Source organism: Pseudomonas protegens CHA0 (genome assembly GCF_000397205.1).
In the GTDB taxonomy this organism is placed as follows: Bacteria; Pseudomonadota; Gammaproteobacteria; order Pseudomonadales; family Pseudomonadaceae; genus Aquipseudomonas; species Aquipseudomonas protegens.
The window spans coordinates 6,239,003-6,256,539 of record NC_021237.1; the positions used below are offsets into that span (position 1 = coordinate 6,239,003).

Annotated in this window: 10 protein-coding genes and 1 tRNA gene; 7 read left to right on the top strand and 4 right to left on the bottom strand. The window is 59.8% G+C overall.

Translation table 11 applies throughout. The annotated features are described in order from the left end of the window. Positions 1–19: 19 nt before the first annotated feature. Positions 20–1,045 (bottom strand): tRNA (adenosine(37)-N6)-threonylcarbamoyltransferase complex transferase subunit TsaD, encoded by a 1,026-nt coding sequence (gene tsaD, locus PFLCHA0_RS27980; RefSeq protein WP_011063838.1) that lies wholly within the window; start codon positions 1,043–1,045, stop codon positions 20–22. 200 nt (positions 1,046–1,245) lie between these two features. On the opposite strand from tsaD, the gene rpsU reads away from it, so the two are divergent. From rpsU to PFLCHA0_RS28005, 5 genes are all read left to right on the top strand, one after another. Further along, positions 1,246–1,461 carry a 30S ribosomal protein S21 gene (gene rpsU / locus PFLCHA0_RS31470; RefSeq protein ID WP_002551877.1) on the top strand — a complete coding sequence of 72 codons (216 nt, stop codon included), beginning with the start codon at positions 1,246–1,248 and terminating at the stop codon, positions 1,459–1,461. A gap of 483 nt (positions 1,462–1,944) precedes the next feature. Then, positions 1,945–3,918, top strand: coding sequence for a DNA primase (gene dnaG, locus PFLCHA0_RS27990; protein WP_015637256.1), 1,974 nt, complete (start codon positions 1,945–1,947; stop codon positions 3,916–3,918). Positions 3,919–3,985: 67 nt separating this feature from the next. After that, a complete protein-coding gene (rpoD, locus tag PFLCHA0_RS27995; RefSeq protein WP_011063840.1) occupies positions 3,986–5,833 on the top strand; it encodes an RNA polymerase sigma factor RpoD in 1,848 nt (615 codons plus the stop codon). A gap of 116 nt (positions 5,834–5,949) precedes the next feature. Then, positions 5,950–9,693: an EAL domain-containing protein gene (locus tag PFLCHA0_RS28000; RefSeq protein WP_011063841.1), complete on the top strand. Its 3,744-nt coding sequence runs from the start codon at positions 5,950–5,952 to the stop codon at positions 9,691–9,693. 15 nt (positions 9,694–9,708) lie between these two features. Continuing rightward, positions 9,709–9,785, top strand: a tRNA-Ile gene (locus PFLCHA0_RS28005). 681 nt (positions 9,786–10,466) lie between these two features. Here the strand turns inward: PFLCHA0_RS28005 and PFLCHA0_RS31475 are convergent. From PFLCHA0_RS31475 to PFLCHA0_RS28020, 3 genes are all read right to left on the bottom strand, one after another. Next, on the bottom strand, positions 10,467–11,504 hold the full coding sequence (locus PFLCHA0_RS31475) for a hypothetical protein (RefSeq protein WP_015637257.1): 1,038 nt from the start codon (positions 11,502–11,504) through the stop codon (positions 10,467–10,469). A 557-nt stretch (positions 11,505–12,061) separates the two neighbouring features. Next, a complete protein-coding gene (locus tag PFLCHA0_RS28015; RefSeq protein ID WP_172621754.1) occupies positions 12,062–12,367 on the bottom strand; it encodes a hypothetical protein in 306 nt (101 codons plus the stop codon). Positions 12,368–12,585: 218 nt separating this feature from the next. After that, positions 12,586–14,961 carry a glucose/quinate/shikimate family membrane-bound PQQ-dependent dehydrogenase gene (locus tag PFLCHA0_RS28020; protein ID WP_015637258.1) on the bottom strand — a complete coding sequence of 792 codons (2,376 nt, stop codon included), beginning with the start codon at positions 14,959–14,961 and terminating at the stop codon, positions 12,586–12,588. Positions 14,962–15,169: 208 nt separating this feature from the next. Here PFLCHA0_RS28020 and PFLCHA0_RS28025 point away from each other — a divergent pair, with 208 nt between their 5' ends. Together PFLCHA0_RS28025 and PFLCHA0_RS28030 are read left to right on the top strand one after the other, a co-directional pair. Then, complete coding sequence (locus tag PFLCHA0_RS28025) at positions 15,170–15,631, top strand: Lrp/AsnC family transcriptional regulator (RefSeq protein WP_011063845.1); 462 nt, start codon at positions 15,170–15,172, stop codon at positions 15,629–15,631. A gap of 168 nt (positions 15,632–15,799) precedes the next feature. Beyond that, positions 15,800–17,482 (top strand): flavin monoamine oxidase family protein, encoded by a 1,683-nt coding sequence (locus PFLCHA0_RS28030; protein ID WP_015637260.1) that lies wholly within the window; start codon positions 15,800–15,802, stop codon positions 17,480–17,482. The last annotated feature ends 55 nt before the right edge of the window (positions 17,483–17,537 follow it).

Here is a 17,537-nt window from a genome sequence, read left to right on the forward strand (position 1 = left end):
CGAGCCTCCCCGCATGAAATCAGAGAGCTGACAACTGCTCCATCGGCCAACGCGCCTGTACGCTGATCGCCAGGCTTTCCTGCTGCCCGGCCTGCAAACGCTGGCAACCGGCAAAGGCGATCATCGCTCCGTTGTCGGTGCAGAACTCGGGACGGGCATAGAACACATTGCCCTTCATTTCAGCCAGCATCTTTTCCAGCGAAGCGCGCAATGCCTTGTTGGCACTTACACCTCCCGCAATAACCAGACGTTTGAGACCGGTCTGCTTCAAGGCACGCTTGCATTTGATGGTCAGAGTCTCCACCACCGCCTGCTGGAACGCGAGGGAGATGTCGCAACGGGTTTGCTCGCCGTCGTCTCCAGCGCTGACGCACTGCTGCCAGGTGTTCAAGGCGAAGGTTTTCAAGCCGCTGAAGCTGAAATCCAGCCCCGGGCGATCGGTCATCGGCCGCGGAAAGACAAAGCGCCCTGCTACGCCCTGAGTCGCCAGGCGCGCAATCTCGGGGCCGCCCGGATAATTCAGGCCGATCATCTTCGCCGTCTTGTCGAATGCCTCGCCTGCGGCGTCATCCAGGGTCTCGCCCAATAACTCGTATTGGCCGATACCATCGACCCGAACCAACTGGGTATGACCACCGGACACCAACAAAGCGACGAACGGGAATTGCGGAGGTTGCTCCTCCAGCATCGGCGCCAGCAGGTGGCCCTCCATATGGTGCACGCCCAGGGCTGGAATGCCCCAGGCAAAGGCCAGCGCCTGGGCGCAGGAAGCCCCCACCAGCAAGGCACCGACAAGGCCGGGGCCAGCGGTGTAGGCAATCGCGTCGATCTCGGTAGGCACGCAGTCGGCCTCGGCCAGCACCTGGCGGATCAAGGGCAGCATGCGCTTGACGTGATCCCGGGAGGCCAGCTCCGGCACCACGCCACCGTAGGCGCGATGCAGGTCGATCTGGCTGAACAGCGCGTCGGCCAGCAGGCCCCGCTCACTGTCGTATAACGCGACGCCGGTTTCGTCGCAGGACGTTTCTAATCCCAGTACTAGCATGGGTTTGCGCCTTGTAGAGGCTGAATTCGAAGGCGCGCATAATAGTCGCCACTCCCGCGCCCGACCAGCGGTTTTCGATCAGAGGCTTTGCATTCCGAGCGTTGAGGGGTTAACATCCGCAACCCTTAAAAACCGACGACCTCAGCCGCGATTTTTGCGACGAGAACGTTGACCCCGGTAATGAATGAAGGTAGCTCTGGATGCCAGCCGTCAAAGTTAAAGAGAACGAACCCTTCGACGTAGCTCTGCGTCGTTTCAAGCGCTCCTGCGAAAAAGCCGGTGTTCTGGCTGAAGTTCGTAGCCGCGAATTTTACGAGAAGCCGACTTCTGAGCGTAAGCGCAAAGCAGCTGCTGCTGTTAAGCGTCACGCCAAGAAAGTTCAGCGCGAACAGCGCCGCGCCGTACGTCTGTACTAATACACAGACGTTCGTTGCAAGCTTCTGCCAAGCCCGGCCCTCAGCCGGGCTAATGGCATTTGCGGAATACGCTTGATGCTTCACCGTCGAAGCCGCCCATGCGACCCAGACGATTCTGCTTCACCACGTCAGACCTGGCTTCTTGCCAGCGGTGCACGTCTTTTCTGACGAGCCTTCCAAGGCTACTGACGAGCACACCCTTATCTGATTCCTACAGACGATCAGCCCAAGGCGCCCTTCTCCAGCGCCCGCTTAATGAGCTATCCGAGGCCAGCCCAAAGCCACTGTCGGACTCAGCGCAACACCTTCAAATAGTCGAATACTGATTGAAACTAACGTCAGTGGACGTTCGGCAGATACACTTCCCGACTGCGATCACGCCGAAAACCAGGGTCGAGCCGCGTAACCTCACGCTTGGCCGCCACCTGAACTTTCGACGGTGTCGCCAGGGCTATCTTTGCGCGCAGTGATGACGAGAACGCCATGGCCGGGCTTATTCCCCAGAGCTTTATTGACGACCTTCTGAACCGCACCGACATCGTCGATGTCGTCAGTTCGCGCCTGCAAATCAAGAAAGCCGGCAAGAACTACACCGCCTGCTGCCCCTTCCACAAGGAAAAGACCCCCTCCTTCAGCGTCAGCCCCGACAAGCAGTTCTACTACTGCTTTGGCTGCGGCGCAGGCGGGAACGCCCTCGGCTTCATCATGGACCACGACAACCTGGACTTTCCCCAGGCCGTCGAGGAACTGGCGAAGGCGGCTGGCATGGAAATCCCCCGCGAAGAGAGCAGCCGCGGCCAGCGCAAGCCTCGGCAACCCACCGACTCACCGCTGTATCCGCTGCTCACTGCCGCCGCCGACTACTACCGCCAGGCCCTGAAAAGCCATCCAGCGCGCAAGGCTGCGGTCGACTACCTGAAGGGGCGCGGCCTTACCGGCGAGATCGCCCGGGACTTCGGCCTGGGCTTCGCTCCGCCTGGCTGGGACAACCTGTTCAAACACCTGAGCAGCGACACCCTGCAGCAGAAAGCCATGATCGATGCCGGCCTGCTGATCGAGAACGCCGAGACCGGCAAGCGCTATGACCGCTTTCGCGACCGGGTAATGTTCCCGATCCGCGACACTCGCGGTCGGATCATCGCCTTCGGCGGCCGGGTTCTGGGGGACGACAAGCCCAAATACCTGAACTCTCCGGAGACCCCGGTCTTTCACAAGGGCCAGGAACTCTACGGCCTGTTTGAAGCCCGCAAGAACAACCGCAACCTCGACGAAATCATCGTTGTCGAGGGCTACATGGACGTCATCGCCCTGGCCCAGCAAGGCCTGCGCAACGCCGTGGCCACCCTGGGTACCGCCACCAGCGAAGAACACCTCAAGCGCCTGTTCCGCATCGTACCCAACGTACTGTTCTGCTTCGACGGTGACCAGGCTGGGCGCAAGGCCGCCTGGCGCGCCCTGGAGGCGACCCTGACCTGCTTGCAGGACGGGCGCCGCGCGCGCTTTCTGTTCCTTCCCGAAGGCGAAGATCCGGATACCCTGGTCCGCGCCGAAGGCACCGATGCCTTCCGCGCTCGAATCAACCAGCACGCACAGCCGCTGGCCGATTACTTTTTCCAGCAACTGATCGATGAAGCCGACCCGCGCTCACTGGAAGGCAAGGCCCATCTGGCGACCCTGGCCGCGCCCCTGATCGAGAAAATCCCCGGGGCCAACCTGCGCACCCTGATGCGCCAGCGCCTGAGCGAAATCACCGGCCTGACCAACGAAACGGTCAACCAACTGGCCCACAGCGCACCGCCCGAAGCGCCACCCGCGTACGACGCAGGCATCGATTACGACGCGATGCCGGATTATGCCGACTATCATGAGCCGCACCAGGAGGCGTACACCCCACAACAAGAGTGGACGCCAAAGAAAAATGCCGGCGGCAAGAAATGGGAAAACAAACCCTGGGACAAGAACGGCAAGGGCAAGCGCCAGGGCGATCGCGACCAGCCACGCGGCCCGCGCATCCCCGCTGCAGTGGAACCGCCGACCCTTTCAGCCTTGCGCACTTTGCTGCATCACCCGCAACTGGCAGAAAAAGTTGAAGATGCCGGGCATTTTGCCGATGACGACAACACCAATACCCAGTTGCTGGTGGCTCTGATCGAAGCCGTGCAGAAAAATCCTAAGCTACGCTCTATTCATCAATTGATGGCGCGCTGGCACGGCACCCAGCAAGGGCATCTGCTCACCGCACTGGCGGAAAAAGAATGGCTGATCGACGGAGATAACCTTGAACAACAGTTTTTCGACACCATTAATAGTTTGTCAGCTCGCCAACGCGAGCGTGTTTTAGAGCAACTTCTCAGGAAATCGCGTCAAAGCGAGCTCAGCAGCGAAGAGAAAAAACAGCTGGTTGAGCTTCTAAAACGCAATGTTCCCGCATCAAACCCGACCTCAACTGGCGCGTGAGGTCATAGCTCGGGTATAATCCTCGGCTTGTTTTTTGCCCGCCAAGACCTTCAGTGGATAGGGTGTTATGTCCGGAAAAGCGCAACAGCAGTCTCGCCTCAAAGAGTTGATCAGCCGTGGACGTGAGCAGGGTTACCTGACTTACGCGGAGGTCAACGACCACCTGCCGGAGGATATTTCAGATCCGGAACAGGTGGAAGACATCATCCGCATGATCAACGACATGGGGATCAACGTATTCGAGAGTGCTCCGGATGCGGATGCCCTTTTGTTGGCCGAAGCCGATACCGACGAAGCAGCAGCTGAAGAAGCCGCCGCAGCGTTGGCGGCTGTGGAAACCGACATTGGTCGCACTACCGACCCAGTGCGCATGTACATGCGCGAAATGGGCACGGTAGAGCTGCTCACACGTGAAGGCGAAATCGAAATCGCCAAGCGTATCGAAGAGGGTATCCGTGAAGTGATGGGCGCAATCGCGCACTTCCCTGGCACGGTTGATCACATCCTCTCCGAGTACACTCGCGTCACCACCGAAGGTGGACGCCTGTCCGACGTTCTCAGCGGGTACATCGACCCGGATGACGGCATTACGCCGCCTGCCGCCGAAGTGCCGCCGCCTGTCGACACCAAGACCGCGAAAGCGGATGACGACAGCGAAGACGAAGAAGCGGAAGCGACCGAAGACGAAGAAGAAGCCGAAAGCGGTCCGGATCCGGTCATCGCCGCACAGCGCTTTGGCGCCGTCGCCGACCAGATGGAAGTCACCCGCAAGGCGCTGAAGAAACACGGCCGCGAGAACAAGCAAGCCATCGCCGAAATGCTGGCCCTGGCTGAACTGTTCATGCCGATCAAACTGGTTCCGAAGCAATTCGAAGGCCTGGTTGAACGTGTACGCAGTGCCCTGGATCGCCTGCGCCAGCAGGAACGCGCCATCATGCAGCTCTGCGTGCGTGATGCCCGCATGCCACGTGCCGACTTCCTGCGCCAGTTCCCGGGCAACGAAGTGGATGAAAGCTGGACCGACGCCCTGGCCAAAGGCAAGAGCAAGTACGCCGAAGCCATCGCCCGCCTGCAGCCGGACATCATCCGTTGCCAGCAGAAGCTGACCGCTCTTGAAGTCGAAACAGGCTTGAAGATCGCCGAGATCAAGGACATCAACCGTCGCATGTCGATCGGTGAGGCCAAGGCCCGCCGCGCGAAGAAAGAGATGGTTGAAGCCAACCTGCGTCTGGTGATCTCCATCGCCAAGAAGTACACCAACCGTGGCCTGCAGTTCCTCGACCTGATCCAGGAAGGCAACATCGGCTTGATGAAAGCCGTGGACAAGTTCGAATACCGTCGCGGCTACAAGTTCTCGACTTATGCCACCTGGTGGATCCGTCAGGCGATCACTCGCTCGATCGCCGACCAGGCCCGCACCATTCGTATTCCGGTGCACATGATCGAGACGATCAACAAGCTCAACCGTATTTCCCGGCAGATGCTGCAGGAAATGGGTCGCGAACCGACTCCGGAAGAGCTGGGCGAACGCATGGAAATGCCTGAGGACAAGATCCGCAAGGTATTGAAGATCGCCAAAGAGCCGATCTCCATGGAAACCCCGATCGGTGATGACGAAGACTCCCATCTGGGCGACTTCATCGAAGACTCGACCATGCAGTCGCCAATCGATGTCGCCACAGTTGAGAGCCTGAAGGAAGCAACTCGCGAAGTACTCTCCGGCCTCACTGCCCGTGAAGCCAAGGTACTGCGCATGCGCTTCGGCATCGACATGAATACCGACCATACCCTCGAGGAAGTCGGTAAGCAGTTCGATGTGACCCGTGAGCGGATCCGCCAGATCGAAGCCAAGGCGCTGCGCAAGCTGCGCCACCCGACGCGAAGCGAGCATCTGCGCTCCTTCCTCGACGAGTAAGCCCAAGACCCCCAGCCCAGCTGGGGGTTTTGCTTTTTGCAGCCCGTCCTTCTTTCCTTCCCCGCCCCATAGCCGGTCTACACTCGAAACATTCCCCGTGCCATAACGAGACGGTTATGCCCAGACTGTCGGCCATGCTCCTGCTGGCGCTGCTCACCTGGACCGCAACGGCTGGCGCGCTGACTCTCACCGACGAAGAACGTAGCTGGCTCAAGACTCACCCGGAACTGCGCCTGGGTGTGGACGCTTCATGGCCGCCTTTCGAGTATCGGGATGAAGAAGGCCGCTATCAGGGCCTGGCCGCGGACTACATCCACCTGATCCAGGAACGCCTGTCCGTAAACCTCAAGCCCGTCGAGCCCGCCAGCTGGACCGCGGTGCTAGAGGACGCCAAGCAGGGCAAGCTGGACCTGCTGCCCGGGATCATGTCGACCCCCGAACGCCAGAGCTACATGGCCTTCACCCGGCCTTACCTGGACTTTCCCATCGTCATCCTCGCCCATGAAGGCGGCGCGCAACCCCACAACCTCAAGGAACTGTACGGCCTCAAGATAGCGGTGGTGGAAAACTACGCCCCTCACGAACTGTTGCGCACCCACCACCCGGACCTGAACCTGGTGGCCATGCCCAATGTCAGCTCGGCGCTGCAGGCCCTGGCCACCGACGAAGTGGACGCCGTGGTCGGCGACCTCGCCTCCAGTGTCTGGAGCCTGCGTCAGCTCAAGCTCGACGGTCTCTACGTCAGCGGCGAAACCCCCTATCGCTATCAGTTGGCGATGGGCGTCCCGCGGGAAAACAAGGTCCTGGTAAGCATTCTCGACAAGGTGCTCGCCGACCTCAGCCCCGAGGAAATCAGCACCATCCAGCAACACTGGGTGGGCAGCGTGCTCGACCACAGGACCTTCTGGTCGGATGTCCTGATGTATGGCCTGCCCGGTCTACTGCTGCTGGTGACCGTGCTGGCGGTGGTGATCCGTATCAACCGCCGCTTGAGCTCGGAAATTTCCCGGCGGGTCGCCCTGGAACAGGAACTGCGCAGCAGCGAATACCACTACCGCAGCCTAGTGGAAAGCCTGTCCGCGATTGCCTGGGAAGCGCGCATCAGCGACTTTACCTACAGCTATGTCTCGCCCCATGCCGAAGCCCTGCTGGGCTATCCCCTGGCCCATTGGCTGATTCCCGGTTTCTGGCGCAACATCATCCACCCCGCGGACCTGACCCGGGCCCAGGCCTTCTGCGACCACGAAGTGCAGGCCGGGCGGGATCACAGCCTCGATTACCGGGTGATCGCCGCCGACGGTCGCTGCCTCTGGGTGCGCGACATCGTCAGCCTGATCGAGCATGGCCACGAACCGGTGATGCGCGGGTTGATGATCGACATCAGCGAGACCAAGCACACCGAAGAGGCCCTGCGCCTGTCCGAACAGAAGTTCGCCTCGGTGTTCCAGCAATGTCCGGACATCCTGGTGATTGCCCGGCTGTCCGACGGCTGCCTGCTGGAAGTCAACAAGGCCTTCGAGGAGCAGATCGGCCTGAGCGCGCAAAGCGTGGTTGGCCAGACCGCCACCGAGCTCAATATCTGGGGCATCCCCGGGGTCGGGCCAGGGCTGCTGCAACGCTTGCAGGCCGGCAGCATCCGCAATCTGGAAATGCCCTTTCGCCGGCATAACGGCCAGTTGTTCACCGGCCTGATCTCCGCCGAGCCCTTCGACCTCGACACCACGCCGGCGCTGGTGGTAGTGGTACGCGACATCAGCCAACTCAAAGAGACCCAGCAACAACTGCAGACCTCCGAGGAGAAGTTCGCCAAGGCCTTCCATGCCTCCCCCGATGGCCTGCTGCTGACCCGTCAGCGCGACGGGCTACTGATCGAGGTCAACGAAGGCTTCAGTCGCATCACCGGCTTCAACAGCGCCATGTCGCTGGACCGCTCGACCCTGGACCTGGGCATCTGGGTCAATCTCAATGAGCGCAAGCAGATGCTCGACCTGCTGCAGCGCGATGGTTTCGTCCGCGACTTCAACTGCCATATCCGGCGCAACGATGGCCAGATCCGCCTCTGCGAGCTGTCGAGCCGGCCACTGCCCATCGGCGGTGACGACTGCATGCTGACCATCGCCCGGGACATTACCGACCGACGCCTGATGCAGGAGAAGCTGCAACAGGCGGCGACCGTATTCGAAAGCACAGCCGAAGGCGTGATGATCACCGATACCCAGCAGCGCATCAGCGCAGTCAATCGCGCCTTCAGCGAAATCACCGGCTACAGCGAACGTGAAGCCCTGGGCCACACTCCGCGCCTACTTGCCTCGGGCCTGCATGACAGCGCCTTCTACGCCGCGATGTGGCATCAGTTGACCCTGGAGGGCCACTGGCAGGGTGAGATCTCCAACAGGCGCAAGAACGGTGAGCTTTATCCCAACTGGCTGACCATCAATGCGGTGCGCAACCGGGAAAACCAGATCACCCATTTCGTCGCGGTGTTCGCCGATATTTCCAGCCTCAAGCACGCCCAGGCGCGGCTCGACTACCAGGCTCACCACGACCCCCTGACCGGCCTGCCGAATCGCACCCTGTTTGAAAGCCGACTGCTCAGTGCTCTCAATAGCCAACAGGACAACGGCAGCCAGGGCGCGGTACTGTTCCTAGACCTGGACCGGTTCAAGCACATCAACGACAGCCTCGGCCACCCGGTGGGCGACCTGCTGCTCAAGGGCATCGCCGTGCGTCTGAAGGAACAGCTGAGGGATATCGACACCGTGGCCCGCCTGGGTGGCGACGAATTCATCATCCTGCTGCCGGGCCTGCACCAGGCCAGCGATGCCGATCACATCGCCACCAAGCTGCTGAACTGCTTTACCGCCCCCTTCCAGGCCGGCGAACACGAGTTTTTCATCAGCGCCAGCATCGGCACCAGCCTGTACCCCAAGGACGGCTGCGATGTCGCCACCCTGATCAAGAACGCCGACGCCGCCATGTATCGCTCAAAGGCCAAGGGCCGCAACCGCGTGGAGCGCTACACCCGCGACCTGACCGCCCAGGCCAGCGAACGGGTAGCCCTGGAGCACGAGCTGCGGCGAGCCATTGAGCGCAACGAGCTGTCGCTGTATTTCCAACCCAAGATCAGCCTCAGCAACCACGAGCTGGTGGGCGCCGAAGCCCTGATCCGTTGGCATCACCCCACTTTCGGCGATGTGCCCCCCGAGCACTTCATTCCCCTGGCCGAAGAAAACGGCATGATCCTGCTGATCGGCGACTGGGTACTGGAACAGGCCTGCCTGCAACTCAACAACTGGAACCGACGCTTTGAGGATTTCGGCCCCCTGTCGGTGAACCTCGCCGGCGCCCAGTTGCGCCAGCCCAACCTGCTGGGGCGCATCGAGCAACTGCTGCGCGACTATGACCTGCAGCCCGGAATGCTACAGCTGGAAATCACCGAGAACTTCATCATGAGCCAGGCCGAAGAAGCCCTGGAAGTGCTGCATCAGCTCAAGCGCCTGGGCGTGCAACTGGCCATCGACGACTTCGGCACCGGCTACTCGTCCCTCAGCTACCTCAAACGCCTGCCCCTGGACTTTCTCAAGATCGACCAGTCCTTTGTCCGCGGGCTGCCGGACGACCCCCACGACGTGGCGATTGTCCGCGCCATCATCGCCCTGGGGCGCAGCATGCAGTTCACGGTGATTGCCGAAGGTGTGGAAAACCAGGAGCAGCAGACTTTCCTCACCCTGGAAGGCTGCGAACAGATCCAGGGTTATATCGTCAGCCTGCCCCTTGAAGCCGAGGAGTTCTGTACGACCTTCCTGCGAATCCGAGTTTCCGATTTTTCGGATAGCACAGCCGAGAAACCATCGCTATAATCCGGCGCCTACTGAGGGCCTATAGCTCAGTTGGTTAGAGCAGAGGACTCATAATCCTTTGGTCCACGGTTCAAGTCCGTGTGGGCCCACCAAACAAGAAAGCCGCGCAATGCGCGGCTTTCGCTTTTCTGAATCGTTCAACAAATAGCCCCCTTTCCTTTCCACCCACACAAGCTCAGTTAACCCTGGACAGGGTTGGTATAGACCCTAGAAGCCCCTTCTGCCCTCATCGCCGACCGCCGATACATGCAGTCAACTTCTACTGCCATAGCGCAACCTCATCAGTTGCGCGGAGAGTTAAACCTCCACTAAAGACGTGCGGCGGATACTGGTCTGACGCGAACTGGCGGCGACCCTGACCGATCCGCCGCTCCTGAATCTGAAGCACGTCGTTCTGTGAGACGTCCAGATCCTGGCGCATGGTCAGAGCCTGCAAGCGCCAAACAGCTGGATCCGATCTAAGGACGTGAATCTATTCAAGATTGTTTGCAATACGCTCACCCCACTGGCGGGTATGAACACTCAACTCGCCGAGCATATTTATTAGCAGGCCCTGCCGCCGAGCAATGCTAATGCACTCAAATATACTCATGCGATTCCAAGCTTTAAAAAGTCAACTGACAACAAAACAATTAACATCACATTATCGACCAACTACAAGAGAGAGCCTAAATAGATATATCAATCAGCCAGAACCTTACAATTCAACAATCAAACATCAACGCAAAAACACCATCATGCATACCCATACAGCAACTACATCGTATTCACAATTAAAGCGAACTTATTATCAGCGTAAGCACCACCTGAATTCTTCCTGCTTCAATATTTTTAAAATCGCGCTCTAACCTAGCCAAAAAGTGGTGCGTTATTCTTTCTCCGCTCAGGCTATAATCACCACCTCTCATCAAATAAGATTTATTTAAATCAATCATTTTCCCCTTAGCATTTGCCACTGTGATCAATATGCCTTTGGCGCACCCCTCGCATCGGTCATTTTCCAGCCTTCCATCTGTTCGTATATTTTTCGACTGAAAATGGAAACTGGCAACGCTGTTGAATTCTTCGGCTGCGCTTTGGCTGCCACAACTCCCAAGCGTAAGATCAAATTTCTTTTCTACCATGCCGCCATCTGCAAGGTGATATGGATTCACTCCTTCGAAGTCAACTGTTTTGTTTGCGTCAACCATTCGGCAGTCTGCTACCAGCAGTTTGGCGGCTGAATAAAATGCATAGTGCCCCCAAGTATTGCTAGTGGTTATACCTTTCCAGTATGAGTAGATATAGCTACTTGGAGGCAGTCGCAGCTCATGCAACCCTGGCCCGAGGGAGGTTCTCGGCTTGGTTTTAATGAACTCCACTGCTTGATCCAATGAGACCGCGTAGTACCCGCCTTTTTTTGGCTGGACCAGGAAAACTTCGTCCCAATGGTCACATGGTATGGCTCTACCATAAGCCGATCTATATCGCACTCCAACTCCATCAATCGGCGTGCTGCAAATGTCACCAGGCTCGCCTGTACCAGGAACAACTTGCAGACTAAAGCCCAACTTTCCGTAAGGTTCTTCTACAGCGTTACATGTCACTGCACCCACCAGCGCTGCGGTTCCGAGAACACCTCCAACTTCCACCTCAGAGAAAGGGCGTAAGTATCCGAGCTTAAAAGATATAGAGTTACTACCCAGCTCCGCTCCGGAGTTACAGTAATTATTTCGATAATCCGCACTTACGAAACCGGAATAGATCACACAAACAAAAAATATTACAAGATAGCTCCGAAAAAAACTGTAACCGCCTAAATAACTAATCATGACTTCATCGCCCTAGTCGCTTGGAAAACTCACCTCTTAAAATTCTATTTCATTCAAACCGACCACGATCTAAGGCAATTCTTAAAAAACACGCCTAAAGACAGATTTTCGGAGGTGGGACACACCTTGAACAAGTTAAATTCTTAGTGAGTGATACGGCACCCTGAAAACAAATAGAGCGTCCAAAAATTCGTATCTATCGACAAGATCGAATTTCCAACTGTGAAACATCCGACCGACCAAATCGCAGTTACTTAATTACGGGGAGGTAGTAGTGGGCGATAAACCTCCAGCTGCAAGCCTCCGCTCTCCGATGGACACTTTTTAAGGCAGCCACCGATGATAATCCGTATAGGTATACATTAGTAACCACACATAAATCGGATGTAGAAAGCATTCCCCCGCTCGCCGACGAGTTCTGCACTCACTTTTTTGCCCATCTCAAGATCGCGGCGCGTACCGACTGCAGAGGCGGCGGGGCGTATGTCTCGAAGCCCACCAAACACAAAATCCATGCAATGCGCAGCTCTGTGTTATTGCTTGAAAAGCAAACCTCATCAAGTCTTGGTCCGATAGCGCTCTTTCAACATGGGGCGAATTTTCAGGCGATCTTCCGGCGCCCACTCCCACACGGTTTCCAGTTCTTCGGTGACGGTTTGCACACTGATTCCCGGAAGCAGGACGACGAAGGTATTCCTTTGCAGACAGTGCAATTCTGCACGGCCTGCGCCAGGTGCATCCCCCTCCCTCTCCTGAAGGCTTTCATAGAAGGCCAGGGCCTCGACCACCGTGTGGAAATGCTCGACCGCATCCTGAAAGCCTGAAAGAGACAGCCTGTACGTCATGCCGAAATCCATATTCATTCCCACTATTTCGGGACCTGGAAAAGGCGGCTTTTTTAGCAAAATGCCCACAAACAGTATCTAAGACAGTTCTTATTTACACTCCCCTGCAGGCAACCACCAACGCCCTCCCGGAACATGCCCCGCCTTCCCCAAATCGCACGGGGCTGAAGCCCGTTGCCTGCGCCCATGAAAAAGCCGCGCATTGCGCGGCTTTTCATGGTGTTGCCAGGCTGCGCTTATTTCTTGGGCAACGCGTAAGCAATCACGTAGTCCCCACGATCCGTCGACTGCCGCGCACCGCCAGCGGTGAGCAGGATGTACTGGCGACCGGTCTTGGGCGACACGTAGGTCATGGGGCCCGACTGGCTGCCTACGGGCAGGCGCGCCTTCCAGATCTCATTGCCATTGCCGGTATCGAAGGCCCGCAGGTAGAAATCCTGGGTACCGGCGAAGAACAGCAGGCCGGATTGGGTAGCCAGGGACGCGCCCAGGGTCGGCATGCCAATCGGGATCGGCAGGTGCATGCGGATCCCCAGCGGGCCGGTGTCCTGCACGGTACCCACCGGCACTTGCCACACCAGCTTGCGGGTCTTCAGGTCGATGGCCGACATGGTACCGAACGGCGGCTTCTGGCAGGGAATGCCCGCCGCCGAGAGGAAGCGCTGGCGCATGGCGCCGAACGGCGTGCCTTCCTGGGGCACCACGCCCATCTCGATGCCACTGGCACCAGCGGCGATCTGGTCCCGGGGAATCATGTAGTTGGCCAGGCCCAGACGCATGTCGTTGACGAACATGTAGTTGCTGGTGGGGTCCACCGACACGCTGCCCCAGTTCATGCCGCCCAGGGAGCCCGGAAACTGCAACGCATGATCCAGGCCCGGCGGGGTGTACACACCCTCATGGCGCATGCCCTTGAACTGGATACGGCACATCAGCTGGTCGAAGGGAGTCGCGCCCCACATGTCGGACTCGGTCAGGGTCTGGTTGCCGATCGACGGCATTTCCACCGAGAACGGCTGGGTCGGCGAATACCGCTCGCCCGGCACATTGCCCTGGGGCACGGGGCGCTCTTCCACCCGGGCAATCGGCTTGCCGGTCTCACGGTTGAGCAGGAATATCTCGCCCTGCTTGGTGACCTGGGCCAGCGCCGGTTGCACACCGCCCTTGTCGTCCGGAATGTCGTACAGCAGCGGCTGTGCCGGCAGGTCGAAGTCCCAGAGGTCGTGATGGGTGGTCTGGAAGTGCCAGCGAACCTGGCCGGTCTTCACGTCGATGGCGACGATGGAGGAGTTCCACTTGTCGTCGAACTCGGTGCGCTGGCCGCCGAAGAAATCCGGGGTGGCGTTGCCAGTGGGCAGGTACACCAGGCCCAGCTTGGCGTCATAGGACATTGCCGACCAGACGTTGGGCGTGCCACGGGTGTAGGTTTCACCCGCCGGCGGGCGCTTGGTGGTGGCCGGGTTGCCCGGGTCCCAGGCCCACATCAGCTCGCCGCTGCGCACATCGAAAGCCCGAACCACGCCCGGCGGTTCGCCGGTGGAGAAGTTGTCCGCCACCCGGCCGCCGACGATCACCACGGTGCCCGCCACCAACGGTGTCGAAGTCTGCTGGTAGTAGCCCGGCTTGATCTCGCCCATGTCGGTTTTCAGATCGACCGTGCCCTGGTTGCCAAAGTCTTCACAGGGCTTGCCGGTTTCAGCGTTGATCGCGATCAGGCGCGCATCACCGGTCGGCAGGAACAGGCGCTTGGTGCAGGCCGCCGGAGCAGCGGGCGCCGAAGCATCGGCTACCGGGGTGGCAGAGGCGTCGAAATAACCCAGGCCGCGGCAGCGCTGCCAGTTTGGCGCGTAGCCCTGAGGGTCGAACTTCCAGCGCTCGGCGCCGGTGTCGGCGTCCAGGGCGAACACCTTGCCGTAGGCGGTGCAGGTGTAGACGGTATCGCCGATCTGGAGGGGTGTGTTCTGGTCTTCGGCACCAGCGCCGTTGCTTTCGGGCAGGTCACCGGTGCGGAAGGTCCAGGCCACCTGCAACTGGTCGATGTTGCCCTTGTTGATCTGGTCCAGTGCGGCGAAGCGGTTGCCCGCAGTGGTATTGCCCCAGTGGGCCCAGTCTTTCTGTTCCGTCCCGGGAGCCACCGGCTGGACCGCTGGCACCTTATCCGCCTTGACCACATGGGTCGGCACGAACATGTAGGCCAGGGTCGCGACCACACCGAACCCCAACAGCCCAGCCAGGCCATAGGCACCGCGCCCGGCATGGGCTCCGGAGGCACGCACCAGGGTCGGGTAGATCAGCGCCACCACGAGGCCGATCACGGCGAAGGTCAGTACCCGCGAGACCAGCGGCCAGTATTCCAGGCCCGCATCCCAGACCGCCCAGATCGCCGTCAGCACCAGGGCCACCCCATACAGCCAGGCACCACGCGGGTTGCGCCGCGCGATCAACAGCCCGGACACCAGCATCGCCAGGCCCATCAACAGGAAATAGGCACTGCCGCCCAGGCTCAGGAGGTAACCCCCGCCTGCGGCCAGGCCCAGCCCGATCAGGGCAATCAGGATACCCAGCCCCCCGAGCAACCATTTGCTGCCGGCGGCAGCCCCCGTGTTTTTCATCTTAAAAACTCTCCCATCTTCAAAACCTGACGGCGAGAATGTACTAACCAGTTACTTATGACAATCTGTCGCAGGTCATTTGTTTCAAAAAAATTCCCGACTCACAGAGCGTAGCTGTCGCTTGCGCCATGTTCTCCGGGAGCTGCGGCGGGTGTTCACGGGAGCCTGTAACATGTGCGCTCCCCCGATAGCCGTGCTGGAGCCCACCTTGTCCGATAGCCGCCCTCCCGTTCTTGACGAAGTCGACCGTCAATTGATCGCAGCCTTGCAGATCAACGCCCGCGAAAGCGTGGCGATGCTGGCCCGGCAGTTGGGTATCGCCCGCACCACCGTGACCTCGCGCCTGGCCCGCCTGGAAAAGACCCGGGTCATTACCGGATATGGCGTGCGCCTGGGGCAGCGGGTAGTCGATGGCGGCTTGCAGGCGTATGTCGGCATCAAGGTCCAGCCGCGCTCTGGCAAGGAAGTGCTGCGGCGCCTGAGCGGCATGGCGCAGGTCCAGCAACTGTGTGCGGTCAGCGGCGAATTCGACTATGTGGCCTGGCTGCGCACCGACTCACCGGAACAGCTGGACCAGTTGCTGGACCAGATCGGCAGCGTTGACGGCGTGGAGAAAACCACCACCTCGATCATCCTCAGCAGCAAGATCGATCGCGGGCACGCGCTGTAAGGTGCGCCCTGCCAATCAGCCAATCTGACGCACAAATTCGTCATATCGATAAATAACCGAGCATAACGACGACAGTTTGCGTCTTATTTACGTGTTTCACCCTCTCTAGAATGGCTGCCATCTTTTCCTATACTCAGCACTCTGCTGAGCCGCCCGCCAAGGTCAGCCATGAACAAGAACAATCGCCATCCTGCAGACGGTAAGAAGCCGATCACCATTTTCGGCCCGGACTTCCCTTTCGCCTTCGACGACTGGATCGAGCATCCTGCCGGCCTGGGCAGCATTCCCCAGGCACGGCACGGCACCGAAGTGGCGATTGTCGGCGCCGGTATCGCCGGGCTGGTGGCGGCCTACGAGCTGATGAAGCTGGGCCTCAAGCCAGTGGTCTATGAAGCCTCGAAAATGGGCGGCCGCCTGCGCTCCCAGGCCTTTGAGGGAGCCGAGGGGATCATCGCCGAGCTGGGTGGCATGCGCTTTCCGGTGTCGTCCACGGCCTTCTACCATTACGTCGACAAGCTCGGCCTTGAAACCAAGCCCTTTCCCAACCCGCTGACCCCGGCCTCGGGCAGTACCGTCATCGACCTCGAAGGCCAGACCCACTACGCCCAGAAACTCGCCGACCTGCCGGCGCTGTTCCAGGAAGTCGCCGATGCCTGGGCCGATGCCCTGGAAGATGGTTCGCGCTTCAGCGAAATCCAGCAGGCAATCCGTGACCGCGACGTGCCGCGCCTCAAGGAACTGTGGAACACCCTGGTGCCGCTGTGGGACGACCGCACCTTCTACGACTTCGTCGCCACCTCCAAGGCCTTCGCCAAGCTGTCGTTCCATCACCGTGAGGTGTTCGGCCAGGTGGGCTTCGGCACCGGCGGCTGGGACTCGGACTTCCCCAACTCGATGCTGGAAATCTTCCGCGTGGTCATGACCAACTGCGACGACCACCAGCACCTGGTGGTGGGCGGCGTCGAGCAGGTGCCCCTGGGCATCTGGCGCCACGTGCCGGAGCGTTGTGCCCACTGGCCGGCCGGTACCAGCCTCAGCTCGCTGCACCACGGCGCGCCGCGTACCGGGGTCAAGCGCATTGCCCGGGCCGCCGACGGCCGTTTCAGCGTCACCGACAACTGGGGCGACACCCGGGAATACGCCGCGGTGCTGACCACCTGCCAGAGCTGGCTGCTGACCACCCAGATCGAATGCGAGGAATCGCTGTTCTCGCAAAAGATGTGGATGGCCCTGGACCGCACCCGCTACATGCAGTCGTCGAAGACCTTCGTCATGGTCGACCGGCCGTTCTGGAAGGACAAGGATCCGCAAACCGGTCGCGACCTGATGAGCATGACCCTCACCGACCGCCTGACCCGCGGCACCTACCTGTTCGACAACGGCGACGACAAGCCGGGGGTGATCTGCCTGTCCTACTCGTGGATGAGCGATGCCCTGAAGATGCTCCCGCAGCCTGTGGAAAAACGCGTGAAGCTGGCCCTGGATGCGCTGAAGAAGATCTACCCCAAGGTGGATATCGCCAGCCGTATCATCGGCGACCCGATCACCGTCTCCTGGGAGGCCGACCCGCACTTCCTCGGTGCCTTCAAGGGCGCGCTGCCGGGCCACTACCGCTACAACCAGCGGATGTACGCGCACTTCATGCAGGACGACATGCCCGCCGAGCAGCGCGGTATCTTCATCGCTGGTGACGATGTCTCCTGGACTCCGGCCTGGGTCGAGGGTGCGGTGCAGACCTCGCTGAACGCGGTGTGGGGGATCATGAAGCACTTCGGTGGCGCTACTCACGCCGAGAACCCGGGCCCGGGGGATGTGTTCCACGAGATCGGGCCGATTGCCCTGGCCGACTGAAACCGGCGGCCGGGCAGGCGCTCGTCCCCGCAGGCTTGCCCTGCGGGGATGTCGT

Bases quoted from the DNA above. Each gene is read 5' to 3' on its own strand.
- PFLCHA0_RS28020 (WP_015637258.1), bottom strand. From the start codon at position 14,961: ATGAAAAACACGGGGGCTGCCGCCGGCAGCAAATGGTTGCTCGGGGGG.
- PFLCHA0_RS31475 (WP_015637257.1), bottom strand. From the start codon at position 11,504: ATGATTAGTTATTTAGGCGGTTACAGTTTTTTTCGGAGCTATCTTGTA.
- tsaD (WP_011063838.1), bottom strand. From the start codon at position 1,045: ATGCTAGTACTGGGATTAGAAACGTCCTGCGACGAAACCGGCGTCGCG.
- PFLCHA0_RS28030 (WP_015637260.1), top strand. From the start codon at position 15,800: ATGAACAAGAACAATCGCCATCCTGCAGACGGTAAGAAGCCGATCACC.
- PFLCHA0_RS28015 (WP_172621754.1), bottom strand. From the start codon at position 12,367: ATGAATATGGATTTCGGCATGACGTACAGGCTGTCTCTTTCAGGCTTT.
- rpsU (WP_002551877.1), top strand. From the start codon at position 1,246: ATGCCAGCCGTCAAAGTTAAAGAGAACGAACCCTTCGACGTAGCTCTG.
- dnaG (WP_015637256.1), top strand. From the start codon at position 1,945: ATGGCCGGGCTTATTCCCCAGAGCTTTATTGACGACCTTCTGAACCGC.
- rpoD (WP_011063840.1), top strand. From the start codon at position 3,986: ATGTCCGGAAAAGCGCAACAGCAGTCTCGCCTCAAAGAGTTGATCAGC.
- PFLCHA0_RS28000 (WP_011063841.1), top strand. From the start codon at position 5,950: ATGCCCAGACTGTCGGCCATGCTCCTGCTGGCGCTGCTCACCTGGACC.